This window comes from Shewanella profunda, from assembly GCF_023283765.1.
GTDB lineage: Bacteria > Pseudomonadota > Gammaproteobacteria > Enterobacterales > Shewanellaceae > Shewanella > Shewanella profunda.
In genome coordinates, this window is record NZ_JAKILG010000008.1 from 18,737 (window position 1) to 32,521 (window position 13,785).

General features: G+C 43.0%; 13 protein-coding genes. 3 read left to right on the plus strand and 10 right to left on the minus strand.

The features are described from left to right. Positions 1–26: 26 nt before the first annotated feature. Genes L2744_RS06130 through L2744_RS06140 form a run of 3 tightly spaced genes read right to left on the minus strand, consistent with a single transcriptional unit; the run spans position 27 to position 4,342 of the window. Positions 27–1,748: a putative bifunctional diguanylate cyclase/phosphodiesterase gene (locus tag L2744_RS06130; RefSeq protein WP_248991080.1), complete on the minus strand. Its 1,722-nt coding sequence runs from the start codon at positions 1,746–1,748 to the stop codon at positions 27–29. A 9-nt stretch (positions 1,749–1,757) separates the two neighbouring features. Beyond that, positions 1,758–2,192, minus strand: a complete 435-nt coding sequence (locus tag L2744_RS06135) for a response regulator (RefSeq protein ID WP_248991081.1) — start codon at positions 2,190–2,192, stop codon at positions 1,758–1,760. Continuing rightward, positions 2,189–4,342, minus strand: a complete 2,154-nt coding sequence (locus L2744_RS06140; RefSeq protein WP_248991082.1) for a CHASE domain-containing sensor histidine kinase — start codon at positions 4,340–4,342, stop codon at positions 2,189–2,191. Before L2744_RS06140 ends, L2744_RS06135 begins: the two co-directional genes overlap by 4 nt. 307 nt (positions 4,343–4,649) lie before the next feature. Between L2744_RS06140 and L2744_RS06145 the strand changes: the two genes are divergently transcribed. Continuing rightward, the gene (locus L2744_RS06145) at positions 4,650–4,826 is read left to right on the plus strand and encodes a PA3496 family putative envelope integrity protein (protein ID WP_248991083.1); all 177 of its coding nucleotides are present in this window, start codon (positions 4,650–4,652) and stop codon (positions 4,824–4,826) included. A 102-nt stretch (positions 4,827–4,928) separates the two neighbouring features. On the opposite strand, the gene L2744_RS06150 is transcribed toward L2744_RS06145, so the two are convergent. After that, a complete protein-coding gene (locus tag L2744_RS06150) occupies positions 4,929–5,912 on the minus strand; it encodes a PDC sensor domain-containing protein (protein ID WP_248991084.1) in 984 nt (327 codons plus the stop codon). Between the two features lie 283 nt (positions 5,913–6,195). On the opposite strand from L2744_RS06150, the gene L2744_RS06155 reads away from it, so the two are divergent. Beyond that, positions 6,196–7,551, plus strand: a complete 1,356-nt coding sequence (locus L2744_RS06155; protein ID WP_248991085.1) for a flavohemoglobin expression-modulating QEGLA motif protein — start codon at positions 6,196–6,198, stop codon at positions 7,549–7,551. Between the two features lie 106 nt (positions 7,552–7,657). On the opposite strand, the gene L2744_RS06160 is transcribed toward L2744_RS06155, so the two are convergent. The 6 genes from L2744_RS06160 to L2744_RS06185 form a co-directional block, all read right to left on the minus strand. Then, complete coding sequence (locus L2744_RS06160) at positions 7,658–9,034, minus strand: alanine/glycine:cation symporter family protein (RefSeq protein WP_248991086.1); 1,377 nt, start codon at positions 9,032–9,034, stop codon at positions 7,658–7,660. Between the two features lie 245 nt (positions 9,035–9,279). Continuing rightward, positions 9,280–10,722, minus strand: coding sequence for an MBL fold metallo-hydrolase RNA specificity domain-containing protein (locus L2744_RS06165; protein ID WP_248991087.1), 1,443 nt, complete (start codon positions 10,720–10,722; stop codon positions 9,280–9,282). A 117-nt stretch (positions 10,723–10,839) separates the two neighbouring features. Next, on the minus strand, positions 10,840–11,685 hold the full coding sequence (locus L2744_RS06170; protein ID WP_248991088.1) for a DUF2927 domain-containing protein: 846 nt from the start codon (positions 11,683–11,685) through the stop codon (positions 10,840–10,842). A 32-nt stretch (positions 11,686–11,717) separates the two neighbouring features. Beyond that, the gene (locus L2744_RS06175; RefSeq protein ID WP_014611382.1) at positions 11,718–11,951 is read right to left on the minus strand and encodes a thioredoxin family protein; all 234 of its coding nucleotides are present in this window, start codon (positions 11,949–11,951) and stop codon (positions 11,718–11,720) included. A gap of 271 nt (positions 11,952–12,222) precedes the next feature. Then, positions 12,223–12,549: a putative quinol monooxygenase gene (locus L2744_RS06180; RefSeq protein WP_248991089.1), complete on the minus strand. Its 327-nt coding sequence runs from the start codon at positions 12,547–12,549 to the stop codon at positions 12,223–12,225. 32 nt (positions 12,550–12,581) lie between these two features. After that, on the minus strand, positions 12,582–13,037 hold the full coding sequence (locus L2744_RS06185; protein WP_248991090.1) for a GNAT family N-acetyltransferase: 456 nt from the start codon (positions 13,035–13,037) through the stop codon (positions 12,582–12,584). A gap of 281 nt (positions 13,038–13,318) precedes the next feature. Between L2744_RS06185 and mscL the strand changes: the two genes are divergently transcribed. After that, positions 13,319–13,729 carry a large-conductance mechanosensitive channel protein MscL gene (mscL, locus tag L2744_RS06190; RefSeq protein WP_248991091.1) on the plus strand — a complete coding sequence of 137 codons (411 nt, stop codon included), beginning with the start codon at positions 13,319–13,321 and terminating at the stop codon, positions 13,727–13,729. Positions 13,730–13,785: the final 56 nt, after the last annotated feature.

Genomic DNA, 13,785 nt, shown 5'->3' on the forward strand with positions numbered 1-13,785 from the left:
TCATAGAGATGACCGTAAGATAATGTTCACAATTCTGTGAGTAATGGCGTAATAAATTTAGCCTCAAAGTCCATTGCCTCTAACGGCCGAGAGAATAAATATCCTTGTAAAACATTACAATTACGAGCCGTACAAAACTCAGCTTGCTCCAATGTTTCCACGCCCTCAGCCACAGAGATAACATCAAAGCCATAGGCAAAGTTTAGTAATGCTGCCAATAATCGAGTGTCTTTCTCATCCTTATCATAGGATGCAACAAAGCTCTTATCTATTTTCAACACACTGATAGGGAATAATTTTATGTGTTCTAAGGATGAAAACCCCGTACCGAAATCATCGAGGGCAAAACGTACACCAAGCTTAGCAATTTGATCCAACACTTTAGCGTGTTCATGGGGTTCTTCGATCAAACAATTCTCAGTAATTTCTAACTCTAGCGCAGTGGGAGGTAAACCCGTTAATTCCAGTGCTTGAACAATTTTACCCAATAAATCAATGTGGGCTATTTGCGATGCTGATAGATTTACCGCAATGGTGAACTCCCGTCCAATGGGCTTCAGTTGCGTTAGCCAAGACTGTGCCTGTCTACAAGCCTCAATGAGTACCCAATCTCCTATTTCCTCTATCAAACCAATATCTTCGGCAATAGGAAGAAACTGGTCTGGTGCGATCACACCGTCTTTAGGATGCTGCCAACGAATAAGCGCTTCCATACCCACCATTTGATGAGTCAAGGAATCGACCTGCGCTTGGTAATACACCTTAAATTCATTCTGTCTTAGCGCTATCCGAAGGCTTGACTCGATATGATTACGATAGCGCACCTCTCTATCTAAAGCCTCTGAGTAGAATTGGATCTGATTACGGCCCATTTTCTTGGCGCGGTACATGGCAATATCGGCACATTTCATCAACTCGGAACTATCGGATGCGGCCTCGTTATGAAAAGCAACCCCAATACTGGCACCAATCAGAACATCATTGTCCCCAAGACAAAACACTTCCTCAAATGCCTTGAGTAGGCGATTGGCTACTATCATCGGAAAATACTTGTAGTCATTATCAGTAACCAGCACAACAAACTCATCTCCCCCCAAACGCGCAATCACATCACCATCACGTAATACCGCACTTAAACGGGAAGCCACTTTCACCAACAAGATATCCCCAATCTGGTGGCCTAATGTATCGTTAATAGCTTTAAAATCATCTAGATCGAGTAATATTACCGCTAAAAAATTGTTACTTCTTTTGGCTCTAGCTATCGCTCGATTTAAACAAAGTTCAAAACCGTAACGGTTTACTAGTTTAGTCAGCGAATCATGTTCGGCTAACTCTTTAAGTTTTTGATGGCTATTACGCAGTGCTAACGCCATAGAGGCTCGCTGTTTTGCGTAACGAATAGCACGGGTAAGAATACGTGAATTAACTTCATCTTTGAGTAAGAAATCCTGAGCACCGAGCTCTATGCAACGCTGGGCTAGCTTTTCATCCTCATAGCGACTGAGCATCACTACCACTGTTTGATCTTGAGTCATCGCATTGAGCTTCATAAGCACTTCGAGACCATTGGCATCGGGCAACATATAATCCAATAAAATCCCGTCAAAGTGGCGCTCTAACGCTAGATTTAATCCATCGAATGCACAGTTTGCCTCAACGACATTAAACGCCAGTTTTGACTGTCTCAATGCTCGGATGACCGCGGTTCTATCCACTTCATCATCATCAATTAGCAGTAAATCCATATACCCATCCTATACCGATGGAAGCTCAACAATACGCCAGTAACCTTCCAACATATTAAAAATATTGTTAAAACCGTCTTTTATATCCGTTTTCACCATATAACCCGCAACATGATGACTATAAGCTCTCATCCGATCTTCATCTGTACTTGAAGTGGTCAACATAAAAACGACTGATGAGGACAATGTAGGATCGGACCGGATGTGCTCGAGAAACTCAAAACCATTCATTCTCGGCATGTTTAAATCCAACAGTATGAGATAGGGACCTTTAATAGCTTCGGGATTTGTCAGAATATGCAATGCCTCAAGTCCATCTCGAGCACGCAGTAATGGATTCAATAGTCTGAGTTGCCTCATTGCCCGCTGAACGGCCATATAATCAACATCGTCGTCATCGACGAGTAAGATTGTCACTTCATTGTAGCTATCAGTGCTGCTCATAAAACCTCCTTGTTCACTATGCGTACGGGCCAACTAAATCGAAAACAGCATCCTCGCTCTTCGGATTCTAGTTTGATTTCTCCCCCTAAGCTTTCTACGGTTTTTTTCACTAATGATAGGCCCAAACCACTCCCCTCAACTTCATCCCTTGGTTTAAGAGTCTGAAACATTTCAAATACTTTTCCATGATAAGCATTTGAAATACCAGGACCATCATCGATAATACTAAACCAGTACACATCCTCTTTAGGTTCACATTGAACTCTGATCACACCCGTATCTTTATCATGGTGTTTTATGGCATTACTCATTAAATTTCTAACAACTAATTCTAAAAGTGTTTTTACTGTCTTAAAGTTTGGGAATTCACCCTCTAGTAATAACTCAAACCCGTGCGGGGGAGCCACTAATTCAAACATATCCTCAATCAACTGCCGCGCATCCACCTCCACAATTTCAGCATCGACCCGACCAATTCTGGAAAACATTAATAATCCATCGAGTAACAACACCATACGATGAATACGATTTTGAATTAACCCTAAGTATTTTTGGACATTTTCATTGGTATTATCAACAAGATCTTCGGCTAACCAACTCGTCAATTGCTCTATGCCTCTTAAGGGTGATTTAAGATCATGGGATGCTATATAGGCAAAACGATCGAGTTCTTGATTGATACGTTCGAGTTCTTTTGTATGCTCAGCTCTTTGGATTTCAATACGTTTACGTTCAGATACATTGTTGATTGTTGCGAGTATAAAAAGCCCATTACTAAAATGGATAGGTGTTAGCCCAACCTCAATCGCTAAGCGACTACCGTCCTTGCAACAACCGAATAAGTCGTCCCGCATAGACATATTCTTAGCGATAGGTTGGACTAAGTAATTACTCATATGTTGCTGATGCCTATCCCATAATGCCTTAGGCAATAGCATATTGATTGAACGCCCAAGTAATTCTTCTCTGGCATAACCAAATAAGCGCTCGGCATGGGTATTGACTAAGGTAATAACCCCAGTTTTATCAACCATAAACAGTGCACTTGGTGAGGCTTCAATGACTAATCTAAAACGTTTTTCATTGGCGATCAGTTCAGACGTTAATCTAGACTCTTGATAACGATTACGCGCCATCACGACCACTGAATAAAATAATGCCAGAATAAACCCACAACCAACCAATTGCAGCCAAAAACCCTGAGTTTGCTCTGAGCTAGAAATAAAGCGTGACTGTGAAGAAATATCTAAGCGCCACACCCGCCCCTTAATGGTTGCCATTTGCGATTGATAAAAAACATCCTGCGGATTAGGTAACTGCTTATTGCTGGTAAACATTAAAGTTTCAGTGTTTGCATTTTCACCATCATAAATAGCGAACTTCAAACCCGAAAACGTATCTCCCATAATCCCTTGCATCAAATCATCCATGCGAAAGGCAGCATAAATTAACCCTATAGCCTGCTGTTTGCGCTCATCATCTCTAGTGACAACCCCTTGATATACAGGCAAATACATCAAAAAACCGGATTGAATATTATCTTGGGTTTCCTGAACTAGTATCACCTTACCCGAAATCGTCGGCATCCCAGAAGCTATTGCACTGAGTATAGCGGTACGTCGATTAGTCTCAGAACACATGTCATAACCAAAAGCCCTTTGGTTACGCCAATCAAAGGGCTCTAAATAATGGATCACACAATATTGCTCACGCTTTCCTTGAGGGTAAACCTTATAGTCACTAAAGCCTTCAGCTTGTACTTGATTGACATGTGTCTCCAAGGTTTCAGGAGTCAGTAGGGGGGCATAACCAAACCCTTGAATACCTGGGTAATATTCAGCCAATCGAGCATTTATGACATAGGTCTGCCATTCTTCTCGAGTCACCCCCTTAGAGGCGAGAAATAATCCAGCACCACCCCGCAATACCTGCTCGTACGCTATCATTCTGCGGTTTACGGCTTCAATTAGCTCCTGCGCATTGTTATCAAAACGCTCTTCTCCACGATCCCTAAGATATACCGCCAAGACATACCAAGAAATTCCCATGAAAAACAATGCAGCTGTGATAATCATCCAGCTGGACCCTAGCACGCTAAAAAAAAAGTTTTTAGGAGAATCAGAATACTTAGGAAAGTCATCCTTGTGCATATATGCCATCCCTAGCGAATCATTAATCATCAAAGTGTTGTTGTAGTTGTCAATTAATTCAAGTTTATCTGAGCATTTAAGTAGGGATTACTTTCTTAATCAAAAATAAGTGTTATGTGCCCAGTCACAAAATAGAGCTAAATTGCAGGAAGGCTGTTATATAAAAATGTCATGATAGTGACCGATAGTTACAACATGCGACTCAGCTAACGGGAAGAAATTTTTACTCTGACTCACAAAATTTTTTGCTTTTCTGCCACACTCTTTTTAGATAGAAAGTCTTTAGGAACAACATGAGGAATTCGTTATGGCTCATATTATTGAAGTCGTGCCCAACGATACTGAAATTGAGGCAATGACCACCCCTAGAAACAGCAAAGCGGCCGAAGCAATGCAACATAAGCGTGAAATCAAAAAACGCTTAGAAGATTACCTCGAACGCGCAGAGTTACGACGTGCATTAGGAGATGACGAGTTATTTTAAGCCCTTGAGTTCCATTATGCAGGAGCTATAAACCGACAGGTATGGATATTCCGCTCTATTATAAACAAGGCTTCACCCGGCACTTAATAGGCTGGGTGAACGTTAATTTGTAGTACCGCCAGCCTTATTTTTACCGTTTTTATAAGCTTGAGTTTTAATTAATAACCATTCGGCTTTTGCGCCTAAATAAACATAAGCCCCCAATCCCACCAGTAAACCCACTACCGCCAACATCATCCAAATGGCGGGTTCGATATACTGCTTTTCACCGAGTGATGCCTTAAACATGGTTAAAAGTGCCTCAATTGATATCGCGATCAAAATCGTAGACACAAAGCGGGTAATCGTTCTTCGAGTTGAACTGTGACGAAATATATCTTTATGCATTAGGATTTCCTCTTCGAGAATGGTTTTTCCTAAATCAAAAATGGCTAATGCAAGTGTGATAAAAATGATGATCCCAAAGGGTTGTAAAGGGTCTTGTCCTATATGCTCGACGGTAAATAAACCATAAATATCCCTAAGTGCAGTCCACAGTAATACCGCAACGAGCACAAACAATCCGGCGACTATGACACCATAAATAGCCTTAAATGCAGGCGTTACCCGCCGGCGAGCACTATCCCCCATCATAAATTCAATCAAGCAAGTAAGATCAACATCGACCACTAAGTAACCAAGCTTTTTTTCTTGCTGATAAATAGCTAAAGAAGCCGATAAGCAAAGATGACCACTCGCATTAGATAAGTAGGGGCGAGTGATATTTACACCATCGGATTGATCACGATTAATAAAATAAGGCCTTTGGCTACGATCGCGATTTAGTCCTAAAGGAATGAGTTTGATCTGATGGTTAACTACGGCAATATTCTGGCTGATTTGCTGCCCCTGAGTATCGAGTAAATACATCAATTCAACAAAGGGATAGCTACTTGCAATTCCTTTCATCGCTTTGATGTCGATCTTAGGTTGGTGGAACAAATCTGCATCAGCCATACCCGTTAAAATAGACTCGAGCAACTCATGTACCGTGGTTTCGTACTCATGATATCGCTCAATCACACTCAAATAACTCATCGCAGCCATCATCATCTCCAGTACAGATCCACTCAATGCTATATTTTGGGTAAAGCAGCTTTAATGCCATATCAACAACCCGAGAGTTAACATGTAGTTGTGATGAGTCATTAATTTATAAGCGCGCTAAAATAGTCAGTGATGCACCAAAATGATTCATTAAACCGATGAAAGGTAGATCATTTAATCTGAATTTTTCTCAGCAAGCATAGCTGAACCATATGAATAGATAGGGTTTAAGGCTATGATTATGTAAATTTCTATTGCTTAAGCAGCCCGCAGGATTACGGAAATGTCAGAGTCGTTAGCCCAGTACCAACAAGATCTACGCCGCTTTTCCGATGAACTCATTCGTATCCAAACCCCCATAAAGATCCTTGATGCCATTAAATGGCCAAGGGAAATGGAAGAACGCTTTCTATCAAGTAAGGGTTCTGTACTTCCGGCTATTAAGCAAGACTTCTATCAGAACATAGCGTTACCTTTTGATCCCATAAAAACGCAGGCAGAACTTATCGCCTTAAAACAGGATATTCACAGGTGTTTAGGTAAACGGGACAAACTCGGTAAGATACTAGTTGCGAACGTCGATCAATATCGTCTGGTTGTCGATATGTTAGGCCACAGGGGCACCCCTACCTTCGGTAAACTCAGCCAAGAATTATACGGCAGTGCGAACCATAGATTGCATGGCGATCGCCATACCCTGCGCCAGTTGGGCGATAAACTGAGTTATATTTTCTCGCTGCCCGCGGCGAGACATATGAATAAGCATCACCCAAAAATTATTAGCGCACCGGAAGCGGTTCACGTCCTCAGCCAGCGTTTAGAAAAGTACTTCCATAGCGATGATATGCGTGTACGCCTCAGTGACGGCATAGTCTCGGATGCCGCTGTGGGCGGCGATACCGTTAAGTTAAACAGCAAAGCCATGTTCAGTGAGTCGGACCTCAATGTATATGAGGTTCACGAGGGTTGGGTGCATGTTGGTACAACTCTTAATGGACGTGCTCAGCCCCACGCGACTTGGCTCAGTGTGGGTTCCCCGCGCGTAGCTGCAACCCAAGAAGGGCTCGCAGTATTGCTTGAAATGTTAACCCTAAGCTCAAACCCGGGGCGAGCTCGACGTATTAGTGACCGTGTCGCCGCAGTCGATATGGCGGAAAATGGCGCAAACTTTATCGAAGTGTTTAACTATTTTAGAGGGTTAAATCTCAGTGCAAAGGACAGCTATCGAGTGACTCAAAGGGTCTTCCGTGGTGGCATGGTCGAAGGCGGAAGTTTTTTCACTAAGGATATTTCCTATGTACGCGGTTATGTAGAAAATATTAACTTTATTCGTAGTGCAATTACATCCGGCTTACCCGAACTCATCCCTATGTTGTTCTTAGGTAAATTGGCTATTGAAGATATTCCAGTGCTGTATCAAGCCTGTCAAGAAGGGATACTGACGCCCCCCAAATACCTACCACCCATGTTCGATAACTTTAGCGGTCTTTATGCATGGTTTGGTTTTGCCTCAGGCTTAGCAGGAATCGATTTGAAAGGTGTGCAACGCCACTTCACTCGCTTGTTTAAGGATGTCCCCAACGTGTCTCCTCCCTACGAGTTATTTGATGATACAGAGTTTGATAACAACTCGGACTAATACAGCAATCCTAATACACCAATCAAATTGACTTAATTCAAAAAAGCTCACAAATATGTGAGCTTTTTTATTGCCATTCCAACACTGCTAAAACTTTCACAGCCAATTAAGATTGGGCTTTTGCCGCTTCCTCTACACGCTTTTTAATAAAGTATTCCCGCGTTAAACCAAAAACCACAGGACTTAAAAGAATTAAAGCAATTAAGTTAGGAATAGCCATCATAGCGTTTAAGGTATCCGCCAGTAGCCAGATAAAGTCTAAAGAACTCACCGCCCCTAAGGGAACCGCAAGTGTCCACAGTAATCTGAATGGTTTTACCGCTTTAATACCAAAGAGATATTGCACACATTTCTCGCTATAAAAGCTCCAACCAATGATGGTCGTAAAAGCAAAAATAGCCAGTGCTACGGCTACAATATAATTTCCCATAGGTAAGGCGTGGGAGAAGGCGTAGGAAGTCAATGCGGCGCCATTTTCACCCGAAGTCCATGCACCCGATACCACAATCGCTAAACCCGTAATAGAACAAACAATAATGGTATCGATAAAAGTGCCGAGCATGGCCACAAGCCCCTGAGCCACTGGATTATTAGTTTGTGCAGCGGCATGGGCTATTGGCGCACTTCCTAAACCGGCTTCATTGGAAAACACACCACGAGCGACACCAAAGCGAATGGCCGCCCAAACTGCGGCACCCGCAAAACCGCCTTGGGCAGCAACAGGATTAAAAGCACTATGAACAATCAAGGCAAATGCAGCAGGCACATCTTCAATATGAATAACTAACACAGCTAAACCCGCTGTAATATAAAAAATTGTCATAAAGGGCACTAACTTACCTGCCACATCGGCGATACGTTTAATGCCCCCCATCAATACCGCACCAACTAACAGCATCATCACCACGCCGGAAACCCAAGCAGGAACACCAAAGTTACTGCTTAATGCATCTGCAACTGAGTTTGCCTGTACTGTATTGCCAATCCCAAAACCGGCAAGAGAACCAAAAACTGCAAATAATGTTCCTAGCCAAGCCCACTTTTTACCAAGGCCATTTTTGATGTAATACATAGGCCCACCGACATGGTTACCATGATCATCAACTTCACGGTACTTCACCGCCAAAACGGCCTCTGCAAACTTAGTTGCCATACCCACTAACGCTGTACACCACATCCAAAATAAAGCGCCTGGGCCACCGATAAAAATTGCTGTAGCAACACCGGCGATATTACCTGTACCAATAGTGGCGGAAAGTGATGTCATCAAGGCATTAAAAGGGCTCACATCTCCCTTCACATTTTTATCTTTATCGGGGATTCGCCCAGACCAGAGTAACTTGAAACCTGTACCTAACTTAAGAATGGGCATCAATCTCAACCCAAGGGAGAGAAACAAACCAACACCTAGGATCATCACCAACATAGGTGTGCCCCAGACAAAGCCATTAACTAGGCCAACAAACTCCGTAATCGCTTCCATTCAAACCTCGTGATTAATTGTTATAGTTATCGTTTTATTAGCTCTGCAAAATTAGGTTTGAGCTAATTGAGACAATTTAATGAGCCAATCTAATAGTCGCAACTCAGATTACAACGAATGATTAACAATTGGAAACCTAAATAGTGGATGAATTTGTTCGATGATATATCTAGGGCGCGTTGATTTAAAAACAAATAAAACGCCCTACTCTTACCGAATAGGGCGTTTCAAAGAAGGGGATAAACTTAAGAGGTGATCCACATCAACCGCGGCAGTGCAGTTAAATCCAACTTATCACCATGCGCCGCTATCGCAATATCCTTAGGTTTAGTCTTGGGATCTTGGTTAATAACATCAACTAATCCCTGCTGCGCTTCGGGTTCGCCATGGACGAGGATCAAGGGGGGCTGGTTATCGAAGTGGTGATACCAGTGTAATAACTCTGCCTGATCCGCATGGGCGGATAGGCCTCCTACCGTATGTAGCTTCGCGGCTACTTTAATGTTGTTACCGTGGATTGTGAGCTCTTCTGCGCCATCGACTAAAGCACGCCCTGGAGTACCTCTGGCTTGATAACCACAAATAATGATATCGCATTCAGGACGCCATAAATTGTGTTCTAAATGGCTACGAATACGCCCGCCATTACACATTCCACTCCCAGCGATAATAATCAGTCCCTTATGCACATCATTTAATGCAATAGACTCTTCAGTGGTTTGAATAAATTCAACGTTCGACAGCAGTGGGTGTTGCCCAGGAGACTGACGAGTAAAATGCTTAAAGTCTTCATCCATCAGCTGGTAGTTATTAACATATACCCGAGTGGCCTCAATCGCCATCGGGCTGTCGAGGCAGACTTTCCAATGGGACAGATCCCATTCTTTAGCATATAAATGAAAAAGATAGAGCAACTCTTGTGCTCGCCCGACCGAGAATGCTGGTAATAAGATATTGCCATGACTTTCAGTCACTGCTTTGGTAAAAATGGCTTTCAATTCGGCTAAGGTGTCTGTCCAACTGCGGTGAAAACGGTTGCCATAAGTACTTTCCATAAGCACTAAATCGGCGGTATCGACTAAGGTTGGATTACGTAAAATCGGCATGCCAGCACGACCAAGATCACCACTGAAGACAATTTTTTTCTGCGCTTTGTCCTCCCCTAACCAGATCTCAACTAAGGCCGAGCCTAAAATATGCCCCGCATCCGACAGACAAATATCCACATGGGGGATCACCCGAGTCACTTGACCGTATTCCAAGGGAATAAATTGCCTCATGACTTGTTCGGCATCTTCAACGGTAAATAAAGGCTCTAAGGGTTCAAGGTCATGCTTAGCCCGTTTTTTATTAGCGCGGTCCGTATCACGACTTTGCAGCATAGCAGCATCTTTAAGCATAATGGCGCACAGTTCAGCCGTCGCTTTATGGGTATAGATAGGCCCATCAAAACCCGATTTGACCAGCAGAGGTAAGCGCCCAGAATGGTCTATATGAGCATGGCTAAGCACAACAGCGGAGATAGACTCTGGATCGAAAGTGAAGGGATCATGATTACGCAGTTCATCTTCTTTACCACCTTGTATCAACCCACAATCGAGCAATAAATGTTCATGATCGACCGAGAGTAAATGGCACGAACCCGTCACTTCTCTCGTCGCCCCTAAAAACTGCAGTGTCATTCGCATGGTGTCCCTCCAAGGTGTTTATCTCTTATAAAGATAGACTATGCCCTTATTCCTAAAACAAAAAGGATTAATTAATCGCGTACGAGTAATGTCAACTTTAGGAGTAACACTTAGCGGTTAATAGCCGAGTAAAGGGTATAACTTACCTTGGCGCACTGTTTTATCTGCATGAGTAATAGTGCCATCACGCTGCCATTGTGCGAGTAAGATCTGCAAAGGTTGTTTGACCTCAGCGGCCGTCATACCAGCGCGAATACTTGGACTATAGAGTAGTTTTAGCAGAATAAAATCGAGCCCTGTGAGCAAATCCTGCGGAGTTTTATCGTTAAAAATGGAGGGAAATACTTTTTCTGAATCATTGGGCAAACCCAATACTTGGGTGATTTCTTCTACCACACAAGCCACTAACTTACCGTGCATTTTTGCTTGATCTACGGGAATAACGACCCAAGCACGTTCAATTTGTTGCAGAGAATTGAGGGCAAATTTTGCCATACAGACTGAGCCATGGATATTTTGCGCAGCACTTTGCCCCATTAAGCGCACAACTTCGCTCGTCCACAGGGATTGACGGGTAAATACTAAGTGCAAATTAGCCTGTTCAAGCGAATCGACTAAGCGAATATCGTGGCCAGTAATCTCGGTTAAATGGCTTAAATGCATCTGTACTAATTGCGTGTGCAGAGCACTATCGGCAACTTGATGCTCAATAAAAACCCGTATTGGTATATGCCATTTACGAACACTGTGTTTATTAGTGTCATATTCATTATTTAACGCAATGTGGCTAAAGGCTTGGCTGATATAGTCTGGACTTTGCCAACGGGTCTGGACTTTTAGTGCTTTGCCCATGGACTGCGCTGGGTCAGCCGCCGATAGGGGAAATACTAAAAACCATGCACCCAGAATAAAATTGTGCAAACACCGGCCTATGTTCCCCTCGATTCTGCAACGCTTTGGCATTGAATATGATCCCAGCATTCATTTTTGCGGTTTTAGTCCCGCAGCCACTCTTCGATATCGGCTCTACTCGGCACTGAACCGCTATGCACTAGCTCCCCATCGATAACGACTGCGGGAGTTTTTGTTACCTTAAATTTCACTAAACTCTGTGGATCGGTATCTTTTTTGACGATCAGATCGACGGCCATTTCCTCTGATATATCTTTGAACATTTCTTCAGTTTTTTTACACTTATCGCAATCACCTAATACGCTAACCCGTTTCATATTATTTCCTTGGAGATACAGCATTGCAGGATTTTCACCTTGAAAGTTCCACCTAAATAGCCTAATCGCACTTTAGGTAGATACAGCAACATGATGCGCTATAAAGTCATTATTTGCTTACTTAAATTTGCCTAAAACTAAAAAACAGCACTTTAAGTTCCTCAATAAACAGACCCTTCACGCGAAGGGTCTCCACGGATGTTCTATGTATGTCTGCGTTTGAAATCGACTTAGGTGTTCTACGACTTGATACCGCTAGAACACCACATAGTTAGGCAATAATTTGGTGATAGGTTTCTACATGATATGACTCAACCAACTCAGGCATCACTTGGTGGAAATAATGCTGAATCGCATCCTTAGCGCAGTGTTCATCGAAGGAAGCAATATCGACAAACTTCTCGACAAAGGTGACTCTACGTGGCTCATCGCGGCTCACATTGAGTTCGTAACGAATGCAACCCGCTTCGCGGCGCGTCTCAGGGATAAGACTCGCAAGGGCAGCGATCAATGCCTCAGATTTACCTTCCTTCGCCAGAAAGCTCGCCACACAGACGATTTGTTGTTGATTAATTTTATAATCCGTTGAAATTGACATTTTTGTTCCTTATTTGAGTTGAATATTGATGCTTACGCGCCTTGGTAGCGCATATCTAAATGGGGAATACCATCTTCTAAATACATCTCTGAGCAGGCGACAAAACCGAGCTTTTGATAGAAGGCTTTGAGGTAATCTTGGGCACCGATTTGAATTCCAGCATCGGGCCATGTTGTCAGCGCAGACTCAATAGCTTGCTGCATCAAAGGCATTGCTAACCCTTTGCCTCGTCCAGAAGGCGACACAACCACGCGGCCGATACTCGCCTCAGGGTAGCTCAGCCCCGGCGGTAAAATCCGCGCGTAGGCAAGCAGTTCTCCCGTCAAAGATAAGCCGATTAAATGCTGGGTCTCTATGTGCCTATCCTTATCATCGAGCTCTGGATACGCACAGACCTGCTCCACCACAAACACATCGACTCTGAGTTTCAATATGTCGTATAGCGTATTGGCATTTAATTGATTAAACGTAAGATTTTGCCACTGCAAGCCAGTACCTCAGCAAGTCATTGAAACAGAAGTTTGAGTCTACCACAGCATAAAGATCATAAAAAACCGAACTCAGCAATCGTAAGGTCGATGTGATAGAGGTAAGGGAGAGGTCTGCTTCCCGATTGCCGCTCAGAGGATAATTCCACAATGCCAGAATTGCCTTAATCCACAGGCCCCTATAAGCTTGATAAAGTAACAGGCAGCAAGATATTTAGGTTTTCCTGATACCGTTAGCAAAGTAAAATTTAACATTTAATCTTAATTTTGGAGGAAACCTAATGAGCTTAATCAAAGAGTTCAAGGCTTTTGCGTCCCGTGGCAATGTGATCGATATGGCTGTAGGTATTATCATTGGTGCCGCATTCGGCAAAATAGTGTCGTCATTTGTGGCCGACATTATAATGCCACCAATTGGGGTTATCTTAGGCGGGGTGAATTTTAGCGAATTAAGCGTAGTGCTGTTAGCCGCCCAGGGTGATTCTCCATCGGTCGTTATTGCCTATGGCAAGTTTATTCAAACCGTTATCGACTTTACGATTATCGCCTTTGCTATTTTTATGGGTTTAAAAGCCATTAACACCCTAAAACGCAAGGAAGAAGAAGCGCCCAAAGCACCACCCGCACCGACCAAAGAACAAGAATTGCTGTCTGAAATTCGCGATCTATTGAAAGCCCAGCAAGAAAAATAATCTCAAACTTAAGTGTCACGCATAAAAAACCCATCGAGCTCGATGGGTTTTGTTTT